This is a genomic window from Pseudomonas grimontii (genome assembly GCF_007858185.1).
In the GTDB taxonomy this organism is placed as follows: domain Bacteria; phylum Pseudomonadota; class Gammaproteobacteria; order Pseudomonadales; family Pseudomonadaceae; genus Aquipseudomonas; species Aquipseudomonas grimontii.
In genome coordinates this window covers 38,475-59,179 of the sequence record NZ_VFES01000029.1, presented here as the reverse complement: position 1 = coordinate 59,179, position 20,705 = coordinate 38,475, and the positions used below count along the sequence as shown (strand labels likewise).

Here is a 20,705-nt window from a genome sequence, read left to right as displayed (position 1 = left end):
CTCGATAAGGCTGGGGGATGATGCCTCGTCTCTCTGTAGGAGCGAGCTTGCTCAGGAATAGGCCACCCGCGGCGATGGCTGCCCGAGCCGCTCACGAAACGCCTGGTAGTGCCTGAGCACCTGCACCGGCGCCTCGATCTGCGGGTAGTGGCCGATATTGGTCAGTAACACCGTGTCGGCGTGGGGCACCAATTGCTCGTAGCGCTCGACCATATGCGCACCGGAGATCGGGTCAACTTCGCCATCGATCACCCGCAACGGCACTTCGTCGCGCTGCATCGCGCCGACCCAGCGTTCACGCATGCGCCGTCGCTGGGGCACGTAGGCGATCAGTTTGTGCAGGATGCGCGTGCCGCCGTTGCCGTTGATCAGGCTCCAGAAATCATCCAGGGCACTTTCACTGGGGCGGGTGTTGGGGCCAAAGATCTGGCCGAAGCTGTCAGACAAGGCACTACGCCCGAAGGCGCGGCCGATCATCCAGCCCAGCGGGCTGAGCAAGAGTTTTTGCACCAGCGCCAGGCGATGGGTTTCGGGGAACAAGCCACCATTGAGGAACACGCAGCTGGCCATCTCAAACCGGCCTTCGTAGTGCCGGGCCAGGAGTTCCTGGGCGACACTGTCACCGTAGTCGTGGGCCAACACATGCACCGGCTGCTCCACCCGCAGGTGTTCGAGCAGGGCCTGTTGCAAGTCGGCCTGTTCCAGCAGGCAATATTCGTGGTCCAGCGGCTTGGCCGAGTCACCGAAACCGAGCATGTCGCAGGCGATCACCAAGTGACGCTGGGCCAGGGGCTGCCACAGGTAATGCCAGTCCCAACTGGCGGTGGGGAAGCCATGGATCAGCAGCAGCGGCTCGCCCTGCCCGGCCGTCCAATAGCGAATGGTACGGCCGCGAAAGACGAAATCCTGACCACGCTTGCGCCAGGCTCTGAGCGGGATCTCGGCGAGGGACATCAGCTTTTATACCCCGGGTCTTGCAGGTCCAATTTGCGCAGCAAGGCCGGCCAGGCCAGCGCGCCGCCCATACCTTGGGCGCTCTTTGTAACAGCCGCGACCATCGCCTTGGCACCGGCAAGAATCTGCGGCCCGATGGGGATCAATTCGGCGCCGCCGTTTTGCGCCAGTACCTGAATATCGCAGGCGCGCTGGAAGGTGAACATCATCAGAAAGGTGTCGGCGATGGTACTGCCGCAGGTCAGCAGGCCATGGTTGTGAAGCATCAGGAAATTGTTATCGCCGAGGTCGGCCTGCAAGCGGGCTTTTTCTTCGTGGTTCAAGGCCACGCCTTCGTAGGCGTGATAGGCCAGGCTCGACAACACGAATATCGATTGCTGGCTGATCGGCAACACGCCCTGCTTCTGTGCAGCGACGGCCACACCCGCGGCGGTATGGGTGTGCAGCACGCACGTCACATCGTGGCGAACTTCATGGATGGCACTGTGGATGGTGTAGCCCGCCGGATTGATTTCGTAGGGGCTGTCCATCAGTTTGGTGCCGGCCTGATCGACCTTGACCAGGCTCGACGCGGTGATCTCGTGGAACATCAGCCCATACGGGTTGATGAGAAAATCATCGGTACCCGGCACCTTGGCCGAGATATGGGTGAAGATCAGATCATCCCAGCCATGCAGCGCGACCAGGCGATAGCAGGCCGCCAGGTCGACACGGGTCTGCCATTCGGCAGCGCTGACCTGATCCTTGACATTCTGCGGCGATAGAACGGGGGCTAGGCTCACGGCAACGACCTCCTTGGCGCACTGTCTTATTGTTGTTTTTTTGTGTGATAGGCCAGTCTAGTCAGACCTCATGACTGCCGTAGTTGCCTTGGCAGCCAGCTTGATGGCCGAACGGGTCAGCCCAGAGAATAGTTGACGTTTGCTTAAAGCGCGTCAAAGAATCGCCGCCAAAAAAGGCACGGCAAACAGGTTGAGCAACCCCGTCAAGACCATCACCAGGCCGGCGACCGAGCCCTCTTCGCCACCCACTTCATGAGCCCGGCTGACACCCGCACCGTGGGCCCCCACGCCAAACAAGGCGCCACGCGCCAGCGGCGTACGCAGCGGCAGCCACTTGAGCAATACGCCACCGAGCATGGCGCCGAACACACCGGTGAACATCACGAACACCGCCGTCAGCTCCGGCACGCCGCCCAGGTCGGAAGACACCGGCATGGCGAACGGTGTGGTGATCGAGCGCGGCACCAGCGACATCGTCACCGAACTGTCCAGCGCCAGTGCCTTGGCCAGGCCGAACGAGGTCGCGATCGACGCCACACTGCCCGCCACCATGCCCAGCAATAACGCCGGCCAGTGGCGGGCCAGCAAGCGGCGCTGCTGCCAGATCGGCACGGCAAACGCCACAGTGACCGGGCCCAGCACCAGCATCAGCCAGTGGGTGTCGGTAGCGTATTCGGCATAGGCGGTGTGCATCGGCACGGCCACCGCCAACAACAGCACAGGTACCAGGATCAGCGGCGACAACAGGTAGCGCCCGGTGCGCCGGTAGATCCAGCGGCTGAACACGTAGGCAGCCAGGGTCAAGGCGAGCCAGAACACTGGCATCAGCTCAAGCTTCATGGCGCAACCTCCAGCGGCACACGGCTTCTACCGTAAACGCCGTGACCAGCATCACCGCCAGCGTGCTGAAGCCGATCACCAACAGGATGCGCCAGCCGTCGTTGCGCAGCAGACCGCCATAATCGAGCAGGCTCATCAGGGCCGGGATGAAGAACAGCAGCATCTCGGCCATCAATACCCCGGCGCCCAATTGCAGCGCCGCCGGCTTGACCAGGCCGCTGGCGAACGTTGCCAGCAACAACCCCAGGCCCACGACGCCACCGGGGATGGGCCAGGCCAGCCAGACCGTCAACTGGGTACCCAACAGATAAATCGCGAGCAGCACGACCAGTTCAGTCAGCAAACGGCCAAGGTGTTTGAAGGAAAAACGTTTCATGAGCTTTGGGTCCTCGCAGGCCCCCATTTTAGAGCGCGGCCTTCCATCCCCACAGCGAATTGTTAGACTGCCAACTATTCCAAACTGGAATCAGGCCCATGGAATTCAAACAGCTGCGCAGCTTTGTCGAAGTGATCCACCGAGGGGGGTTTACCCAGGCGGGGAAAACCCTGCATATCAGCCAGTCCGCCGTCAGCAAGCAAGTCGCGCAATTGGAGCAAAGCCTTGGCACACCGTTGCTCGACCGCATCGGCTCGCAGATCCGCCTGACCGCCGCCGGCCAAGTCGTGCTGCAACGCGCCGAAGCCATGCTGCGCTTGCAATCCGAGTTGCTCAGCGAGCTGGACGATATGCACCACCTCACCCGAGGCGAGCTGCGCCTGGGCCTGCCGTTGCTGGCAGGCGACACACTGTTCGCGGGGTTGTTTGCCGAGTACCGCCGCCGCTACCCGAACATCACCATTCAGTTGTTGGAGGGCGGCAGCCACAATATCGAACAGGCGATCCTGAGCGGTGAGCTGGAAGTGGGTGGCAGCTTGAAGCCCAGCGACCCGGCGTTCGCCTGGCAAGCCTTTTGCGATGAACCACTGGATGCGTTGCTGCCGATTGACCACCCCCTGGCGGAAAACGCCCAGGTGCGCCTTGAGGAATTGGCTGACACGCCATTCCTGATGTACCAGCGCAGCTTTGTGCTCAACGATCGGCTGATGCAGGCGTGTCAGCAGTTGGGCTTTACCCCGAAGGAAATCGGCCGCAGCGGCCAGGCGGACTTCCTCGCGGCGTTGGTGGCCGCCGGCCAAGGCGTGGTGCTGCTGCCCAGCGTGGTCGCCCGTGGGCTGGTGCGACCTGGGGTGGTGCGCCTGACGTTGAAGGCCCCCGATTACCTGCGTTGGGACATTGCCTTTATCTGGCGTGAGGGCGCCTATCTGTCGAGAGCCGCCCAGGCCTGGCTGGCGTTGTTACGTGAATTTCCGGTCAAGCGCGCAGTGCAGTAACCAACTCGGCCAGCCATGGCTCGGCGTCGGTTTCCGGGGTGACGCTTTCGCTGGCGTCCAGGCGCAGCATCGGCAGTACTTCGTGCACACCCAATTCGCCGAACAGCTCGCGCATTTGCTCGCCGCCGCCACAGAAGGTATCGCCGTAGCTGGCGTCGCCCAGGCCGATCACTGCGCCGGGCAGGCCGCGCCAGGCGGCGGGCAGTTGGTCGCGAATGGTTGAATACAGGGGTTGCAGGTTGTCGGGCAATTCGCCCATGCCGGTGGTGGAGGTCACCGCCAGAAAGGCTTGCGGACTGAAGGCTTGTACATCCGCCAACGTCGCACAGGGATTGTGCCAGGCCTCGAAGCCGGCCTTGTTGAGGAGGTCGGCGGCGTGGCGGGCAACTTCTTCAGCCGTGCCGTACACCGAGCCGGAAAGGATGGCGACTTTCATCAATCTGATCCTGTAGTTGAGCGAAAGCCTGGGATATTAGCAGCTGGCGCAAATATTTCGGCGCCCGCCGTGCAAGATTCAAGGCATGTCTTAAACTGCCAGCTCCAACCAAACGCCATGGACCGCTCAATGATTAACGCCAAGCTGATGCAAATGGTGATCAACGCTTCCAACGACGGTATCGTCGTCGCTGAAAGAGAAGGCAAGGACAAGCCGCTGATCTACGTGAACCCTGCATTCGAACGGCTGACCGGCTACACCCTCGACGAAATCCTCTATCAGGATTGCCGCTTCCTGCAGTCAGGCGACCGCGACCAGCCGGCCCTGATCGCTATCCGTGAAGCGTTGGAGAACGACGGCGCCTGCCGGGAAATCCTGCGTAATTACCGCAAGGACGGCAGCCACTTCTGGAACGAACTGTCGCTTTCAACGGTTTATAACGCGGCGGACAAGCAGACGTATTTCGTCGGTGTACAAAAGGACGTCACGCTCCAGGTCAAGGCCCAGCAGCGTGTGGCGCAATTGGAGGGCGAACTGGCGCAGGTCAAGGCCGAGCTGGCAGCGCTCAAAGCGACAAGCGGATTAAACAAAATTTAGAAAGTGCGGCCATAAGAGCGGATAATGGCACTTTAACACCCCCTCTATTGAGCACGTACGATGCAACGCAATGCGCTTCTGACCCAGGATGAGCTGGATTTCATTCAGAGCATGCAGCACAACCCGCAACTCAACCTGCGGGATGCTTCGTCGAGCCTGACCGTCAACGGCGGTGCACAGATTCGCGACTTGCTCACCCGCCTGGCCGCCCATGACCATCTCACCATCCAGGCGCAGTTCGACAACCAGCAACTGACCTTCCCCCTGCATCTGGTGGAGGATGAGTTCAATGCCGTGCATCTGCGTTTGGGCGTGCCAAGTATTTTCGAAGACGGCCCGATGATACGCCCGTGGCGCCTGGCGCTTGAAACGCCGGTGGCCCTGGAGAACATCCGGGGCGCTGCCGGCGCCCTGTGGGTGCATGAAGTGTCATTCAAGGGCGTGCTGGTGGAGATTCGAGGCCGGATCAAGCCGCCAAAAACCTTTTCCCTGTGGTTCAGCCCTTCCGGTTATGAGCGCATTGCGCTGCGCGGTGTGTTCGAGCGGGAAACCGCGCGGGGTTTGTTTGCCTATCGCATCAGCCAGAATGGTGCGGATGAAACCGAGCGCCTGCGCCAGTTCATCCTGCATCAACACCGCTTGGTACACCCGCAGATGCACGCCTGAAATCAGGTATCCAGGTTGCCGCTGAGAAACTGCTGCAAGCGGCGTTGCATCTGGCGCCCTTCGCTGCCCAAGCAACCGATGGAGGAACCTGCCAACGCGTCCTGCGCCAGGTCCGACGCGGCACCGGCAAGAAATAATGGGCAATCCAGGGTCAACGCCAACCGATTGAGGCGTCCAGCCAGATCAAGGTTATGGGCGTGGTTGGAGAAAATGATCAACGCCTGGGGGCGGGTCTTTTCACACACCAACGTCAACTCATCGAACGGCTGGCCCATGCCCAGCACCTTCACAGCCAGGTCATCTCGACTTATCAACAGCGCCGCCACCAGCAACTCCAGCTTGCGGCACTCGCCGGGCATGGCCGCCAGCAATACCCGAGGCGCAGGTGACAGCGTCGCAGCTTGCAGGCGCTGAAAGGTATGGATGCGCAGGAAGGCGTCGAAAAACAGCCATTCACTGGCCTGGCCGAAACGCCCCTGGTGGCGCAACAGCTCGTTCCAAAGAGGCATCAGGATGTCCTGGAACGCCACGTTAAGGGGGTAGGTGGCGAAAATCTGGCCATACAGGCTTTCCAGTTGACGATCATCAAAGGCGTTGACCACCTGCAACAGCCGCGCCCGCCATTGTGACCATTCACCCTCTTCAACGGTGTCCCGCTCATCGCGAATCGCTTCAGCCTGCTGAGCATCGTGCGCAAGAATCTTGCCCACTTTGCTGACCGCCACCCCACGCTCGATCCAGTCGAGGATACGGTTGACGGTCTCGATATCGGCTTTGGAGTAGAGGCGATGCCCACTTTCGGTGCGGGTTGGTTGGATCAGGCCGTAACGACGCTCCCAGGCGCGCAAGGTGACCGGGTTCACGCCTGTCAATCTCGAGACTTCACGAATCGGAAACAACTCATCGGAATCAGTCGAATCAAGATGCGGCACACTATCAAGCGGAGCAGTAATCACAGGCATTTTGACCAAAAAACCAACGGTAACCGGGAGGCCATTTAACGCCTTTACACCTGTCCTTTTCAAGTTCCCGGCTTTTCGGACCAATGTCGCTGGCGTATTTCAGCAAAACAGGAATAATCCTTGCCTGTTTTTTACACGTCGCTGCAACACCCCGCAGCTTCGTCTGTGCGCCACCTACCCGGTTCAGCGCACCCGTACATTTGGAGATACACAATGTCTACCTCTCCCGTCACCTTGATGGTTGCGCGCCGCGTCGCCAAAGGGCGCTACGAAGAACTGATGGCCTGGCTGCGCGAAGGCGAGCAATTGGCCACCGACTTCCCCGGCTACCTGGGCTCGGGCGTGCTGGCCCCACCGCCCAATGACGATGAATTCCAGATCATTTTCCGCTTTGCCGATGAGAAAACCCTGCACGCCTGGGAATTTTCCGCCTCACGCGGCGCGTGGTTGAGCCGCGGCAGCGATCTGTTCGCCGACCCGTCCGAGCACCGTGTACGGGGCATCGATGGCTGGTTTGGCGCAGCGGGCGCCCGTCCGCCACGCTGGAAGCAGGCGGTGGCGATCTGGCTGGCGTTTTTCCCGGTGTCGCTGCTGTTCAACTTCGTCCTGGGACCGCTGCTCAGTGAACTCGAGTTGGGGCCACGCGTATTGGTCAGCACACTGGCACTCACGCCCTTGATGGTGTACTGGTTTATTCCACTGTCGACCCACCTGTTGGCCAACTGGCTGCATCCAGCCCCTGCCCCCCGCAAGGCCTCCGAAGCGGCGGCGTGAGTACAGGGGCGGCCCGTCGCTGGTATGATTTGCGCCTGCCAGCGACGCGAGCCTCCCATGACTGCAACGAACGCCCCGATCCTGATCACCGGCGCCGGCCAGCGTGTCGGCCTGCATTGCGCCGAGCGCCTGCTGGACGAAGGCCAGCCGGTGATTTTCAGCTACCGCAGCGAACGCCCCGGCGTGCAGGCCCTGCGCGAGCGTGGCGCGGTCGGCGTGTTTGCCGACTTCTCCACTGAAGCCGGGATTCTCGCGTTTATCGCTGAACTGAACACCCACACCCAAAGCCTGCGCGCAATCATTCACAACGCTTCGGCGTGGGTCGCAGAAACCCCGGGTGACGAGAGCCGTGCCTTTACCGACATGTTCAGCGTGCACATGCTTGCGCCGTACCTGATCAACCTGCATTGTTCACCGTTGTTGCAACGCTCGACACCTGCCGACATCGTGCATATCAGCGATGACGTAGTGCGCAAGGGCAGCCGCCAGCACATCGCCTACTGCGCCACCAAGGCCGGGCTCGACAGCCTGACGCTGTCGTTTGCCGCGCAGTTCGCACCGCTGATCAAGGTCAACGGCATCGCCCCGGCGATGGTGATGTTCAATGAAGGCGACGACGCGGCCTATCGCACCAAGGTGCTGGCCAAGTCGGCCCTGGGTATCGAGCCTGGCCCCGAGGTGATCTACCAGAGTGTGCGTTACCTGCTGGACAACCCCTATGTCACCGGTACCACCCTGACCGTCAACGGCGGGCGGCATATCAAGTAAGCCGTTTGTGAGGATGTTGTATGACCTTATCCCTGCCCCACCATTACCGCGAGATCCTCAAGAGCCTGGGCGAAGACCCGGAACGCGAAGGCTTGCTCGACACGCCCAAGCGAGCCGCCAAGGCCATGCAGTACCTGTGTCATGGCTATGAGCAGAACCTGGAAACCATCGTCAACGGTGCGCTGTTCGCCTCCGACAATGACGAGATGGTGATCCTCAAGGACATCGAGCTGTACTCGCTGTGTGAGCATCACCTGCTGCCCTTTATCGGCAAGGCCCATGTGGCCTATATTCCGACCGGCAAGGTGCTGGGCCTGTCCAAGCTGGCGCGCATCGTCGACATGTTCGCCCGGCGCCTGCAGATCCAGGAAAACCTCACCCGGCAAATCGCCGACGCCATCCAGGAAGTGACCCAGGCCGCCGGTGTGGCCGTGGTGATCGAAGCCAAGCACATGTGCATGATGATGCGCGGCGTGGAAAAACAGAATTCAACCATGAACACCTCGGTGATGCTCGGCGCGTTCCGCGAGTCGAACACCACGCGCATGGAGTTCCTGCAACTGATTGGACGGAGCAAGTAGCAATGCCACAACTTCAACCAGGCATGGCGCGCATCCGGGTCAAGGACCTGTGCCTGCGCACCTTCATCGGTATCAATGAGGATGAAATCCTCAACAAGCAGGATGTGCTGATCAACCTGACCATCCTGTATGCCGCCCAGGAAGCCGTGCGCGACAACGACATCGACCACGCGCTGAACTACCGCACCATCACCAAGGCCATCATCGCCCACGTGGAAGGCAACCGCTTTGCCTTGCTGGAGCGCCTGACCCAGGAACTGCTGGACCTGGTGATGAGCAACGAATCGGTGCTGTACGCCGAAGTCGAAGTGGACAAGCCCCACGCGCTGCGCTTTGCCGAGTCGGTGTCGATAACGTTAGCTGCAAGCCGCTAGCTACAAGCTGCAAGCTAAAGGCCAACCCCATTCCAACTTGCAGCTTGAAGCTCACCCGCTTGAAGCTGTCTCGAAGAGCCCCCCTATGACCGATCAACAACGCCTGGAACTCGAAGCCGCCGCCTTCCGCCGACTGGTGGCGCACCTGGACAGCCGCAAGGATGTGCAGAACATCGACCTGATGAACCTCGCCGGTTTCTGCCGTAATTGCCTGTCCAAGTGGTACAAGGCCGAGGCCGACGAGCGCCATATCGACCTGAGCCTCGATGACGCCCGTGAAGTGGTGTACGGCATGCCGTACGCCGAGTGGAAAGCCCAATACCAGCAAGAAGCCAGCGCCGAGCAACAGGCGGCGTTTGCCAAAGGAAAAACCCATGACTGATTTGAATACCCTGCGCGCCAGCCTCAACAGCGGCGCACACGTTTTTGCCGACACCCTGGCGTTTGTCGCCGCCGGTTACGATTACCAGCCGCAAGCCTTCACCAATGGCGATGTGGAAAACGCTGCCGGTCAGAACGAAGGTTCGTGCAAGACCTTGGGTTTGGCGCTGCTGGAAGGCTTGAGCGACCAGGAGGCGCTACTGGCGTTTGGTGAGCATTACCGCTCGGTGGTGGCGACACCTGAGGGCAGTGACCATGGCAATATTCGGGCGTTGATTGCCCATGGGTTGGCAGGTGTGAAGTTCGCCGCTCAGCCACTGACCCGCAAATCCTGAGTCAGCCCCTTCCCAGATTTAAAGTGCTCCCACAAAAAAACCGGCCTCGCAGCCGGTTTTTTTATTTCAACAATTTAGAAGGAAGCGTCCTTCAAACCGTCGAGGTAACGCTCGGCGTCCAAGGCCGCCATGCAACCGGCGCCGGCCGAGGTGATGGCCTGACGGTACACGTGGTCGGCCACGTCGCCGGCAGCGAAGATGCCTTCGATGTTGGTCGCGGTAGCGTTGCCTTCACGGCCGCCTTGTACCACCAGGTAACCGTCTTTGGCTTCCAGCACGCCTTCGAACAACGACGTGTTCGGGGTGTGGCCGATGGCGATAAACACACCGTCGACTTTCAGCTCGTCGAAGCTGCCGTCGTTGTTTTTCAGGCGAGCACCGGTCACACCCATGTTGTCGCCCAGGACTTCGTCCAGGGTCGCGTTGAGCTTGAGGATGATCTTGCCTTCGGCGACACGGGCGTGGAGCTTGTCGATCAGGATCTTCTCGGCGCGGAAAGTCTCGCGACGGTGAACCAGGGTCACGGTGCTGGCGATGTTGGCCAGGTACAGTGCCTCTTCCACGGCAGTGTTGCCGCCACCGACCACGGCGACCGGCTTGTTGCGGTAGAAGAAACCATCACAGGTCGCACAAGCGGAAACGCCTTTGCCCATGAACGCTTCTTCCGATGGCAGGCCCAGGTAACGAGCGCTGGCGCCGGTGGCGATGATCAGTGCGTCGCAGGTGTAGACGCCGCTGTCACCGGTCAGGCTGTAAGGCTTCTTGGAGAAGTCGACCTTGTTGATGTGATCAAACACGATCTCGGTCTCAAAGCGCTCAGCGTGCTCTTTCATACGCTCCATCAGCACCGGGCCGGTCAGGCCGTGGACATCGCCCGGCCAGTTATCGACTTCCGTGGTGGTGGTCAACTGACCGCCCGCCTGCATGCCGGTGATCAGCAGCGGCTTGAGGTTGGCCCGGGCAGCGTAGACAGCAGCGCTGTAACCGGCAGGGCCGGAACCGAGAATAATCACTCGCGAATGACGGGTATCAGACATGAATCACTCCTATCGACCGCCCGGACTACAAGACGGCTGGAATAAAAAAGGGACCACGAAGCACTTGGGGAAGGCTTGAACTCGCAGGCCCTGAAAAATAATGGGTGCAGCGTATCGAGGGGGGCAAGATTAAGGAAATACGGAATAACAATCCAGCTCATAGGTGGTCTCTATGCAGTCAGGCCGATTAATCGACGCCTTTGTTACCGTTGATGTCGTCACGCCGACCATGCTTTCGCCTTGAATGCAAAGCCGGTAAGGTCGGCGCGTTCGTCACCCTGCTCGGAGTTCTCCATGCCTGCCCCTGTTCTTTCCGGCCCGCAATACCTGCGTGAAGGCCTCAAACTGGTGCTGAGCCCCGGCCTGCGCCTGTTTGTGCTGCTGCCGCTGGCGATCAACCTGGTGCTGTTCGTCGGGCTGATCTACTTTGCCGGCCATCAGTTCAGCCTGTGGGTCGACCACCTGATGCCGACCCTGCCCGGCTGGCTGAGCTTTCTGAATTACCTGCTATGGCCGCTGTTTGTGGTACTGGTCGTGCTGATGGTGTTTTTCACCTTCACCATGCTGGCCAACATCATCGCGGCACCGTTCAACGGCTTTCTCTCCGAGAAAGTGGAAGTGGTGGTCCGTGGCACCGATGACTTCCCGGCATTCAGCTGGGGCGAGCTGATTGAAATGGTCCCGCGTACCCTGGCCCGGGAAATGCGCAAGCTGGGCTACTTCCTGCCACGGGCGATCGGCTTGTTTATCCTGTCGTTCATTCCGGTGGTCAACCTGATCGCCGCGCCGCTGTGGCTGCTGTTCGGCGTGTGGATGATGGCGATCCAATACATCGACTACCCGGCCGACAACCACAAACTCGGCTGGAACGAAATGCTCGCCTGGCTGCGCCAGAAACGCTGGCAGAGCATGAGCTTCGGCGGCATCGTCTACCTGGTGTTGCTGGTGCCGGTGGTCAACCTGCTGATGATGCCGGCAGCGGTGGCCGGGGCCACGTTGTTCTGGGTGCGCGAACAGGGCGCCGAGGCCATGGCGACGTCGAAAGTGGTCAAGTCATAAATCCATCATCTGCATGACACAATGGCGACATGGCCCACGGCGACACTGTGGGTCATGACGACAGCTTCGCTCCACATCACTCTCATCACCGAAACCTTCCCGCCAGAGATCAACGGGGTGGCCAATACCCTTGGCCGCCTGTGCGAAGGTTTGCGCGCGCGCGGCCATCAAGTCGAGCTGGTGCGCCCGCGCCAGGGCGCCGACGCTAGCCGGCCCAGCGATGATGGCTTGTTGCTCTGTCGTGGCTGGCCGCTGCCGGGGTACCCAGGGCTGCAATGGGGCCAGTCGTCGATGCACAAGTTGCTGCGCCGCTGGACACGCCAGCGCCCCGATGTGCTCTACATCGCCACCGAAGGCCCATTGGGGCTGTCGGCGCTGCGGGCGGCGCGACGCCTGGGAATCAGTGTGGTCAGCGGTTTTCACACCAATTTCCAGCAGTACTCCAACCAGTACGGCTTGAGCCTGTTAAGCCGCATGGTCACGCACTACCTGCGTTGGTTTCATAACCGTTCGACCTTGACTCTGGTGCCCAGCGCCAGCCAACGCCTGGAACTGGAGCGACGGCATTTCGAGCGCCTGGGGATGCTGGCGCGCGGGGTAGACAGCAAACTATTCCACCCGGCCAAGCGCAACAATGCGTTACGCGAAAGCTGGGGCCTGGAAAACGAGGATATAGCCGTGCTGCACGTGGGGCGCCTGGCCCAGGAGAAAAACCTCGGGCTGCTCAAGCGATGCTTTGATGCGCTGCAGGCGACGTATCCACAGCGGCGGCTGAAGCTGATCATCGTCGGCGATGGCCCGCAACGCCCGATGCTCGAGCGCGACCTGCCCGATGCGGCGTTCTGCGGCACCCAGCGCGGCGAAGAACTGGCGCGGCATTACGCGTCCGGGGATTTGTTCCTGTTCCCCAGCCTGACCGAAACCTTCGGCAATGTGGTGCTGGAAGCGATGGCGTCCGGCCTGGGAGTCGTAGCGTACGACCAGGCCGCCGCCACCCAGCATATTCGCCATGGCTACAACGGCGTGCTGGCGATGCCGGGAGATGAAAACGCATTTTGCGATGCGGCCATCTGGCTGCTGGAAGAACGCGAGACCTTGCGCAGGGCCCGGCTGAATGCCCGCCAACATGCCAGTCGCCAGGGCTGGCCGGCGATTATCGAGCAGTTCGAACGCCAGTTGCGCGGTGTGTGCGAGGACGGGCACCCGGTGCCCGTCCTGCCGCCGCTTATGCCAAAGTCGTCAACGCCTCACGACTGAACGGCAGGATGTCGGCCTCACGACCTTCACGTACCTTCACCGCCCAATCCGGATCTACCAGCAGCGCACGGCCCACGGCAACCAGGTCGAACTCGTCGTTGTTCAAGCGCTCCAGCAGTTTTTCCAGGCTGGCCGGTTGCGCAACCTTGTCGGTGTTGACCATGAACTGCAGGAATTCGCCATCCAGGCCGACGCTGCCGACGGTGATGGTCGGCTTGCCGGTGAGTTGGCGGGTCCAACCGGCGAGGTTGAGGGCGGAGCCTTCGAACTCCGGCTCCCAGAAACGACGGGTAGAGCAGTGGAAAATATCCACACCGGCGTCAGACAACGGTTTGAGGAACTCACCCAATGCCTCGGGGGTTTGCACCAGGCGTGCGGTGTAGTCCTGCTGCTTCCACTGGGAGAAACGCAAGATGATCGGGAAGTCCGGGCCGACGGCAGCGCGGGTGGCCTGGATCAGCTCGATGGCAAAGCGCGAACGGTTGGCCAGGCTGCCGCCGTAGTCGTCGGTGCGCTGGTTGCTACCTTCCCAGAAGAACTGGTCGACCAGATAACCGTGGGCGCCATGGATTTCCACGCCGTCCATACCGATGCTCTGGGCATCCTTGGCGGCTTGGGCGAACGCGGCGATCACCGCCTTGATGTCCTGAGTGGTCATGCCGTGGACGACCACGTTGCCATCCTTGAGTTTTTCCATCGGGCCGTAGGCCGGCACACTGGCGTCAGGCTCAGTGCCGATGCGGCGCACACTGCCCACGTGCCACAGCTGCGGGACAATCTTGCCACCTTCGGCGTGCACGGCATCGACGACCTTCTTCCAACCCGCCAACGCCGCCTCGCCGTAGAAATGCGGGACATTCGGGTAGCCGTTGGAGGCCGGGTGACCGACCACGGTGCCTTCGGTAATGATCAGGCCCACGCCGGCTGCGGCACGACGGCGGTAGTACTCGATGACCTTGGAATTAGGCACGCCACCCGGGGAAAACGAACGGGTCATCGGCGCCATGACCACACGGGTCGACAGCGTCAGTGCACCGAGCTGGAACGGTTTGAACAAGGCTTGGACAGGCATGGGAGCACTCCACGGAAGACGAGGTTTATGATGTGGATAATATGGGCCGTGCGCAGTGCCGGGTAGCACTATTGATTTGGGTGATTAAGGGGTATGAAAGCAGCGGCCAGCTGCAAGCTTAAAGCTGCAAGAGCCGCGCATGTGCTTCTACTTGCAGCTTCAAGCTTACAACTTGAAGCTGCACCGGCAGGTGTTCAACTCAGGGCTTTTTCGATGGCCTGCACGACCGTCGGATCATCCGGTGCGGTACGTGGCGAGAAGCGCGCGAGGACCCGGCCGTCTTTCCCCAGCAGGAATTTCTCGAAATTCCAGGTGATATCCCCAGGAAACTCGGCGCCCTCACCCGCCAGCAAGCGGTACAACTGGTGACGCTCAGGACCGTTCACATCGAGTTTGCTGCCCAAGGGGAAGGTCACGCCGTAGTTCAGGCTGCAGAACTCGCGGATTTCTTCCTCGGTGCCCGGTTCCTGCCCTGCAAACTGGTTGCACGGCAGGCCAAGCACGGTAAACCCCTGGCCCTTGTACTGCTGATAGAGGTTTTCCAACGCCGCGTATTGCGGGGTCAAGCCACATTTGGAGGCTACGTTGACCACCAGCACAACGTGCCCCTTGAAGGGCGCCAGCGGCAGCTCTTGTCCGTCCAAAGCTTTGAGTTTCAGGTCGTGGAAAGCACTCATGACGAACTCCAGATTTCCCATGTTCTTAGCAAAGCGACGCTTCGAGATTACAACCCGCAAGCCTGCAATCATAGACGCCGATTACAAAACTCGCCTGCGGATTACTGAGCGGTCGGCCACGGCAGAATAGGAATCGCCGTCACCGCGTTCTGCGGGCTGCCTTCGATCAAACGGTCGCTGTAGACCAGGTACACCAGGGTATTGCGCTTCTTGTCGAGGAAGCGCACCACCTGCATGGTCTTGAACACCAATGAGGTGCGCTCCTTGAACACTTCGTCGCCGTCCTTGAGCTCGCCCTTGAAGCGGATCGGGCCGACCTGACGGCAGGCGATCGATGCTTCGGCACGGTCTTCGGCCAGGCCGAGGCCGCCTTTCACGCCGCCGGTCTTGGCGCGCGACAAATAGCAGGTCACGCCGTCGACCTTGGGGTCATCAAACGCTTCGACCACGATCCGGTCGTTGGGGCCGACAAACTTGAACACCGTCGACACCTGGCCAATCTCTTCGGCCGAGGCCAGCAGTGGCATGGCCAGCAGCAGGCCGAGCAATCCCTTCATCACGCGCATCGTGTATTCCCTTTGTTTAGACCAGGATCAGGTTATCGCGGTGAACCAGTTCCGGTTCCGCCATGTATCCCAATAGTCCGACAATCGCTTCAGACGATTGTCCAATGATTTTCTGCGCTTCCAAGGCGCTGTAGTTGGCCAGGCCGCGGGCGATCTCACGACCGTCGGGCGCCACGCATACCACCATCTCGCCACGGCGGAAGCTGCCCTGCACCAGCTTGACGCCCACCGGCAGCAGGCTTTTGTTGCCTTGGGACAACGCCGACACTGCGCCATCGTCGAGCACCAGGGTGCCACGGGTTTGCAGGTGACCGGCCAGCCACTGCTTGCGCGCCGCCAGCATGCCGCGCTCGGGCGACAGCAACGTACCGATGCGCTCGCCCGCCTTGAGGCGATCCAGCACACGCTCGAGGCGCCCACCGACAATGATGGTGTGAGCCCCGGAACGCGCGGCCAAACGTGCCGCGCGCAGCTTGGTCTGCATGCCGCCACGGCCCAGGGCACCACCGACGCTGCCGGCCACGGCGTCAAGCGCCGGGTCATCGGCGCGCGCTTCGTAGATCAGTTGGGCATCGGGGTTGTTGCGTGGGTCGGCGTCGAACATGCCGTCGCGGTCGGTGAGGATCACCAGCAGGTCAGCCTCCACCAGGTTGGCCACCAGCGCGGCCAGGGTGTCGTTGTCGCCGAAACGAATCTCGTCGGTGACCACGGTGTCGTTCTCGTTGATCACCGGGATGACCTTGAGCTCCACCAGTGCACGCAAGGTGCTGCGGGCGTTGAGGTAGCGCTTGCGGTCGGACAGGTCGTCGTGGGTCAGCAGGATCTGCGCCGTATGGCGGCCGTGCTCGGCAAAGCTGGATTCCCAGGCTTGCACCAGGCCCATCTGGCCGATGGCGGCGGCGGCTTGCAGTTCGTGCATCGCGCTGGGTCGCGCGGTCCAGCCGAGGCGGCTCATCCCGGCAGCAACCGCCCCGGACGACACCAGCACCAACTCGACACCTGCTTCATGCAAGGCCACCATCTGCTCGACCCAGACGCTCATGGCTGCGCGATCCAGACCTTTGCCATCTGCTGTCAGCAGCGCACTTCCGATCTTTACGACCCAGCGCTGCGCACCTGTCACTTTGCTCCGCATCATCTTCAACCTTAGATTGAGGGCCGCGCGACCCAGCGCCGCCCATAACGTTATACCCGGATACCAAAACGCCGCTCCAGGGAGCGGCGTTCAAGTTTATCGCAACGGATCAGTCGCGCACGTAAATGATTTCCGGACCGTCTTCATCATCCACGTCTTCTTCGTCCCAATCATCGTCGCCGATGTCATGGACCGACTTCACGCCGCTGCGGCGCAGGGCACGCTGGTCGTCCAGGGCTTGCAGCTGGGCACGCGCCTCGTCTTCGATCTGCTGATCGAGTTCGGCGAGTTCGGCCTTGAACACCGGGTCGGCCGCCAGGCGGTCGGCGCGGTCTTCCAGGTAGCGCATGATGTCGCGGGTCAGGCGCTCGGTGCCTTCTTTGGCGATAGCCGAGATCACGTAGACCGGACCTGTCCATTCCAGGCGATCGACGATTTCCTTGACGCGCTCCTCGTGCTCTTCCTCGAGGATCTGGTCGCACTTGTTCAGCACCAACCAGCGATCACGCTCGGCCAAGGCCGGGCTGAACTTGGTCAGCTCGCTGACGATCACTTCGGCGGCATCCGGTGCACTGGTGTCATCCAATGGCGCCATGTCGACGAGGTGCAGCAGCAAACGGGTGCGGGACAAATGCTTGAGGAAACGAATCCCCAGGCCTGCGCCGTCGGAGGCGCCTTCGATCAGGCCAGGAATATCGGCGATCACGAAGCTTTTCCAGCGGTCGACGCTGACCACGCCCAGGTTTGGCACCAGGGTGGTGAACGGGTAGTCGGCGACTTTCGGCTTGGCGGCCGATACCGAGCGGATGAAGGTACTTTTGCCGGCGTTCGGCAGGCCCAGCAGGCCCACATCCGCCAGTACCTTCATTTCCAGCTTCAGGTCGCGCTGCTCGCCCGGCTTGCCCGGCGTGGTCTGGCGCGGTGCACGGTTGGTACTGGACTTGAATCGGGTGTTACCCAGACCGTGCCAGCCGCCCTGCACCACCATCAGCTTCTGGCCGGCCTTGGTCAGGTCGCCAATCACTTCCTGGGTGGCGGAGTCGATGATCGTGGTGCCGACCGGCACACGCAGTACCAGGTCTTCGCCTTTTTTACCGGTGCAGTCGGTGCTGCCGCCGTTGGAGCCACGCTCGGCATCGAAGTGCCGGGTGTAACGGTAGTCGACCAGGGTGTTGAGGTTTTCGTCGGCCATCATGTAGATGGAACCGCCGTCACCGCCATCACCGCCGTTAGGGCCACCGTTTTCGATGAATTTTTCGCGACGGAAACTCATGCAACCGTTACCGCCGTCGCCTGCTTTTACTCGGATGGAAACTTCATCAACGAACTTCATAACAAAACGCCTCTCGCCGCATGGACGAGCTTAAGAAACCAAGACATAAGACTCTTGCAAAAATGAGCGCAGGGACCTCAATCAACAGCCGCAAATCCAGCTGCTTGAGCCCATTACAAACAGCTTTGCAAGAGACTCACTCCACAAACGAAAAAGCCCCGTCGCAAGACAGGGCTTTTCCAGCGATCGCGCAATTAAGCGGCGACAACGCTCACGTAACGGCGGTTGAACGCGCCTTTTACTTCAAACTTGATCACGCCTTCGATTTTCGCGAAGAGGGTGTGATCTTTACCCATGCCAACACCGTAACCGGCGTGGAATTGGGTGCCGCGCTGACGCACGATGATGTTGCCCGGAATGATTTTCTGGCCGCCATACATCTTAACGCCAAGGCGTTTGGCTTCTGAGTCGCGACCGTTACGGGTACTACCACCAGCTTTTTTGTGTGCCATGAGTCAATTCTCCTAGTGAGGAATTAGGCTGAAATTAAGCCTGAATACCGGTGATTTTGATCTCGGTGTACCACTGGCGGTGGCCCATACGCTTCATGTGGTGCTTACGACGACGGAACTTGATGATGCGGACTTTATCGTGACGACCTTGGGAGATCACTTCAGCCACAACGGTAGCGCCAGCAACAACTGGAGCGCCGATGTTCACGTCATCGCCATTGGCGACCAACAGAACGCGATCAAAGGTAACGGATTCGCCGGTAGCGATTTCCAGTTTTTCGATCTTCAGGTATTCACCTGGGGCGACCTTGTATTGCTTGCCACCAGTAACAATTACTGCGTACGACATGGTATTTCTCCGATAATCCTGCTCACCCAGCGCTTTATAAGAAGAGGTATTGGCTGGCATGGCTGCATGGGATGGACGTCCCGAATGCAATTGCGTAAGGCAGGTGCTGCCCAGGAAGTTCAGGGTGCGCGATTGTACGCAAGGTAAATGGGTGTTGCAAGAGGCCGCCAGTCGCCGTGAAAGCGTAGCGAGCGAAGGGAAGACAAGGAAAAAACAGGCGAGGAAGCGGAGTTTACTGGTTGTAAATGAGCATTCCGAGCCTGTTTTTGACGCAGGATTACCGAGCGCAGTAGCTTTCACGGTGACTGGCCGCGCCTTGACACTACGGGGTCAGGGTCCTAGCATGCCGCGCAACCCTTCTGGAGCGACTGTCGCTGATGCAACCCCAAGCTTTCTACCGCGCGGTCGCGGACGATTTTAGCGCCGTCGACGGCATCATCAAGCAGCAGCTGACGTCTAAAGTGCCGCTGGTCTCCAAAATTGGCGACTACATTACGTCGGCGGGCGGTAAACGCCTGCGTCCTTTATTAGTGTTGCTGTGTGGCAAGGCCCTGGGCCGCGAAGGCGATGACCTGCGCCTGCTGGCCGCCACCATCGAATTCCTGCACACCGCGACCCTGCTGCATGACGATGTGGTCGACATGTCCGGCATGCGCCGTGGCCGCGAGACCGCCAATGCGATGTGGGGCAATGCCCCGAGCGTGCTGGTGGGTGACTTCCTGTACTCGCGCTCGTTCGAAATGATGGTCGAGCTGGGCTCGATGCCGGTGATGAAGATTCTTTCCCAGGCCACGCGCATCATTGCTGAAGGCGAAGTGTTGCAGCTGTCCAAGGTCCGCGACGCCAGCACCACCGAAGAAACCTATATGGAAGTGATTCGCGGCAAGACCGCGATGCTCTTCGAAGCCTCCACACACAGTGCCGCCGCGCTCTGTGGCGCGACCGCCGAACAGGCCGAAGCCCTGCGTACCTTCGGTGACCATCTGGGCGTAGCGTTCCAACTGGTGGACGACCTGCTCGACTACCGCGGCGATGCCGAAACCCTGGGCAAGAACGTTGGTGACGACCTGGCTGAAGGTAAACCGACCTTGCCGCTGATCTACACCATGCGCGAAGGCACGCCGGAACAGGCGGCGCTGGTGCGCAAGGCGATCCAGAAAGGCGGGATCGAAGACCTGGAAAGCATCCGTGAGGCTGTGGAAGCCTCTGGCTCCCTGGACTACACCGCACAACTGGCTCGTGACTACGTCGCGCGTGCGATCAAGTGCCTGGAAGCCCTTCCAGCCAGCGAATACCGGGATGCCCTGGTTGAGCTGAGCGAGTTTGCGGTCGCACGTACGCACTAAAATACTTGCAGTCGCGGACTAATGTGGGAGGGGACAATCCCCCTCCCACATTTAGTTTGTATTACCCATCCAAGACCGCGCCCTGCCTTGGTCCAATTCCCTATATAATGTGCGACTTTTAGCCATCCTGACCGTTAAGGAGCTTTAGTGAGCACGTTGCCACCCTGCCCAAAATGCAATTCCGAATACACCTACGAAGACGGCGCACAGCTGATCTGCCCGGAATGCGCCCATGAGTGGTCCGCCAACGGCGAGGCCGAAGTGGCCGGCGATGAAACCGTGAAGAAAGACTCTGTGGGCAATGTCCTGCAGGACGGCGACACCATCACCGTGATCAAAGACCTCAAGGTCAAGGGCACGTCCCTGGTCGTGAAGGTCGGCACCAAGGTCAAGAACATCCGCCTGTGCGACGGCGACCACGATATCGATTGCAAGATCGACGGTATCGGCCCGATGAAACTCAAGTCCGAGTTCGTGCGCAAAGTCTGAACCTGCTGCATCCATCCCGCGCCCGCGCGGGATGGCGTTTTGCCCTGCCCGTTGACCCCTCTCAATATCCACACAGAAAAACCAGGAAACTGCCAATAGGCACTTGCTATTC

At 60.5% G+C, this 20,705-nt stretch carries 27 protein-coding genes; 13 read left to right on the top strand and 14 right to left on the bottom strand.

Annotated features, from left to right (window positions below):
- Positions 1–51 precede the first annotated feature (51 nt).
- The 4 genes from FIV39_RS29585 to FIV39_RS29570 form a co-directional block, all read right to left on the bottom strand.
- Entirely contained in the window at positions 52–954 is a 903-nt protein-coding gene (locus tag FIV39_RS29585; protein WP_090400727.1) for an alpha/beta fold hydrolase, read from the bottom strand.
- On the bottom strand, positions 954–1,736 hold the full coding sequence (locus FIV39_RS29580; RefSeq protein WP_090400728.1) for a class II aldolase/adducin family protein: 783 nt from the start codon (positions 1,734–1,736) through the stop codon (positions 954–956). The genes FIV39_RS29585 and FIV39_RS29580 overlap by 1 nt, the downstream gene beginning before the upstream one ends.
- Before the next feature lie 153 nt (positions 1,737–1,889).
- Entirely contained in the window at positions 1,890–2,576 is a 687-nt protein-coding gene (locus FIV39_RS29575; RefSeq protein WP_090400729.1) for an LrgB family protein, read from the bottom strand.
- Entirely contained in the window at positions 2,566–2,952 is a 387-nt protein-coding gene (locus FIV39_RS29570) for a CidA/LrgA family protein (RefSeq protein WP_090409794.1), read from the bottom strand. The genes FIV39_RS29575 and FIV39_RS29570 overlap by 11 nt, the downstream gene beginning before the upstream one ends.
- A gap of 98 nt (positions 2,953–3,050) precedes the next feature.
- On the opposite strand from FIV39_RS29570, the gene FIV39_RS29565 reads away from it, so the two are divergent.
- The gene (locus tag FIV39_RS29565; RefSeq protein ID WP_090400730.1) at positions 3,051–3,947 is read left to right on the top strand and encodes a LysR family transcriptional regulator; all 897 of its coding nucleotides are present in this window, start codon (positions 3,051–3,053) and stop codon (positions 3,945–3,947) included.
- Here the strand turns inward: FIV39_RS29565 and FIV39_RS29560 are convergent.
- Positions 3,928–4,383 (bottom strand): flavodoxin, encoded by a 456-nt coding sequence (locus FIV39_RS29560; protein ID WP_090400731.1) that lies wholly within the window; start codon positions 4,381–4,383, stop codon positions 3,928–3,930. The genes FIV39_RS29565 and FIV39_RS29560 overlap by 20 nt on opposite strands.
- Positions 4,384–4,512: 129 nt before the next feature.
- On the opposite strand from FIV39_RS29560, the gene FIV39_RS29555 reads away from it, so the two are divergent.
- Both FIV39_RS29555 and FIV39_RS29550 read left to right on the top strand, forming a co-directional pair.
- Positions 4,513–4,980, top strand: a complete 468-nt coding sequence (locus FIV39_RS29555) for a PAS domain-containing protein (RefSeq protein ID WP_090400732.1) — start codon at positions 4,513–4,515, stop codon at positions 4,978–4,980.
- Between the two features lie 60 nt (positions 4,981–5,040).
- Positions 5,041–5,646 (top strand): hypothetical protein, encoded by a 606-nt coding sequence (locus FIV39_RS29550; protein WP_090400733.1) that lies wholly within the window; start codon positions 5,041–5,043, stop codon positions 5,644–5,646.
- 2 nt (positions 5,647–5,648) lie between these two features.
- Here the strand turns inward: FIV39_RS29550 and FIV39_RS29545 are convergent, their stop codons facing one another.
- On the bottom strand, positions 5,649–6,608 hold the full coding sequence (locus FIV39_RS29545) for a MerR family transcriptional regulator (protein WP_090409796.1): 960 nt from the start codon (positions 6,606–6,608) through the stop codon (positions 5,649–5,651).
- A 213-nt stretch (positions 6,609–6,821) separates the two neighbouring features.
- Here FIV39_RS29545 and FIV39_RS29540 point away from each other — a divergent pair, with 213 nt between their 5' ends.
- From FIV39_RS29540 to FIV39_RS29515, 6 genes are all read left to right on the top strand, one after another.
- Positions 6,822–7,382: an antibiotic biosynthesis monooxygenase gene (locus FIV39_RS29540; RefSeq protein WP_090400734.1), complete on the top strand. Its 561-nt coding sequence runs from the start codon at positions 6,822–6,824 to the stop codon at positions 7,380–7,382.
- Positions 7,383–7,439: 57 nt separating this feature from the next.
- Positions 7,440–8,150, top strand: coding sequence for a dihydromonapterin reductase (folM, locus tag FIV39_RS29535; protein ID WP_090400735.1), 711 nt, complete (start codon positions 7,440–7,442; stop codon positions 8,148–8,150).
- 20 nt (positions 8,151–8,170) lie between these two features.
- Entirely contained in the window at positions 8,171–8,731 is a 561-nt protein-coding gene (gene folE, locus FIV39_RS29530) for a GTP cyclohydrolase I FolE (RefSeq protein WP_090400736.1), read from the top strand.
- A 2-nt stretch (positions 8,732–8,733) separates the two neighbouring features.
- A complete protein-coding gene (gene folX, locus FIV39_RS29525) occupies positions 8,734–9,105 on the top strand; it encodes a dihydroneopterin triphosphate 2'-epimerase (RefSeq protein ID WP_003194073.1) in 372 nt (123 codons plus the stop codon).
- A gap of 85 nt (positions 9,106–9,190) precedes the next feature.
- The gene (locus tag FIV39_RS29520; protein ID WP_090400737.1) at positions 9,191–9,487 is read left to right on the top strand and encodes a DUF1244 domain-containing protein; all 297 of its coding nucleotides are present in this window, start codon (positions 9,191–9,193) and stop codon (positions 9,485–9,487) included.
- Positions 9,480–9,821 carry a HopJ type III effector protein gene (locus FIV39_RS29515; protein ID WP_090400738.1) on the top strand — a complete coding sequence of 114 codons (342 nt, stop codon included), beginning with the start codon at positions 9,480–9,482 and terminating at the stop codon, positions 9,819–9,821. The genes FIV39_RS29520 and FIV39_RS29515 overlap by 8 nt, the downstream gene beginning before the upstream one ends.
- Positions 9,822–9,895: 74 nt before the next feature.
- Here the strand turns inward: FIV39_RS29515 and trxB are convergent, their stop codons facing one another.
- A complete protein-coding gene (gene trxB / locus FIV39_RS29510) occupies positions 9,896–10,858 on the bottom strand; it encodes a thioredoxin-disulfide reductase (protein WP_003194076.1) in 963 nt (320 codons plus the stop codon).
- Positions 10,859–11,152: 294 nt separating this feature from the next.
- On the opposite strand from trxB, the gene cysZ reads away from it, so the two are divergent.
- Both cysZ and FIV39_RS29495 read left to right on the top strand, forming a co-directional pair.
- On the top strand, positions 11,153–11,917 hold the full coding sequence (cysZ, locus tag FIV39_RS29500) for a sulfate transporter CysZ (RefSeq protein ID WP_090400740.1): 765 nt from the start codon (positions 11,153–11,155) through the stop codon (positions 11,915–11,917).
- 54 nt (positions 11,918–11,971) lie between these two features.
- Positions 11,972–13,174 (top strand): glycosyltransferase family 4 protein, encoded by a 1,203-nt coding sequence (locus FIV39_RS29495; protein WP_090400741.1) that lies wholly within the window; start codon positions 11,972–11,974, stop codon positions 13,172–13,174.
- Here FIV39_RS29495 and FIV39_RS29490 read toward each other — a convergent pair.
- From FIV39_RS29490 to rplU, 7 genes are all read right to left on the bottom strand, one after another.
- Complete coding sequence (locus tag FIV39_RS29490) at positions 13,143–14,246, bottom strand: NADH:flavin oxidoreductase (protein WP_090400742.1); 1,104 nt, start codon at positions 14,244–14,246, stop codon at positions 13,143–13,145. The two genes, FIV39_RS29495 and FIV39_RS29490, sit on opposite strands and share 32 nt — an antisense overlap.
- 194 nt (positions 14,247–14,440) lie before the next feature.
- On the bottom strand, positions 14,441–14,923 hold the full coding sequence (locus tag FIV39_RS29485) for a glutathione peroxidase (protein WP_090400743.1): 483 nt from the start codon (positions 14,921–14,923) through the stop codon (positions 14,441–14,443).
- A gap of 101 nt (positions 14,924–15,024) precedes the next feature.
- Positions 15,025–15,489 carry a CreA family protein gene (locus FIV39_RS29480; RefSeq protein ID WP_015885841.1) on the bottom strand — a complete coding sequence of 155 codons (465 nt, stop codon included), beginning with the start codon at positions 15,487–15,489 and terminating at the stop codon, positions 15,025–15,027.
- A 16-nt stretch (positions 15,490–15,505) separates the two neighbouring features.
- Complete coding sequence (gene proB, locus FIV39_RS29475; protein WP_053132023.1) at positions 15,506–16,624, bottom strand: glutamate 5-kinase; 1,119 nt, start codon at positions 16,622–16,624, stop codon at positions 15,506–15,508.
- A 109-nt stretch (positions 16,625–16,733) separates the two neighbouring features.
- Positions 16,734–17,957: an Obg family GTPase CgtA gene (cgtA, locus tag FIV39_RS29470; protein ID WP_015885843.1), complete on the bottom strand. Its 1,224-nt coding sequence runs from the start codon at positions 17,955–17,957 to the stop codon at positions 16,734–16,736.
- A gap of 194 nt (positions 17,958–18,151) precedes the next feature.
- Positions 18,152–18,409: a 50S ribosomal protein L27 gene (gene rpmA, locus FIV39_RS29465; protein ID WP_003176049.1), complete on the bottom strand. Its 258-nt coding sequence runs from the start codon at positions 18,407–18,409 to the stop codon at positions 18,152–18,154.
- 34 nt (positions 18,410–18,443) lie between these two features.
- Positions 18,444–18,758 carry a 50S ribosomal protein L21 gene (gene rplU, locus FIV39_RS29460; protein WP_003176051.1) on the bottom strand — a complete coding sequence of 105 codons (315 nt, stop codon included), beginning with the start codon at positions 18,756–18,758 and terminating at the stop codon, positions 18,444–18,446.
- A 377-nt stretch (positions 18,759–19,135) separates the two neighbouring features.
- On the opposite strand from rplU, the gene FIV39_RS29455 reads away from it, so the two are divergent.
- Positions 19,136–20,104: a polyprenyl synthetase family protein gene (locus tag FIV39_RS29455; RefSeq protein ID WP_053132020.1), complete on the top strand. Its 969-nt coding sequence runs from the start codon at positions 19,136–19,138 to the stop codon at positions 20,102–20,104.
- A gap of 147 nt (positions 20,105–20,251) precedes the next feature.
- Positions 20,252–20,593: a zinc ribbon domain-containing protein YjdM gene (locus tag FIV39_RS29450; protein ID WP_003230858.1), complete on the top strand. Its 342-nt coding sequence runs from the start codon at positions 20,252–20,254 to the stop codon at positions 20,591–20,593.
- Positions 20,594–20,705: the final 112 nt, after the last annotated feature.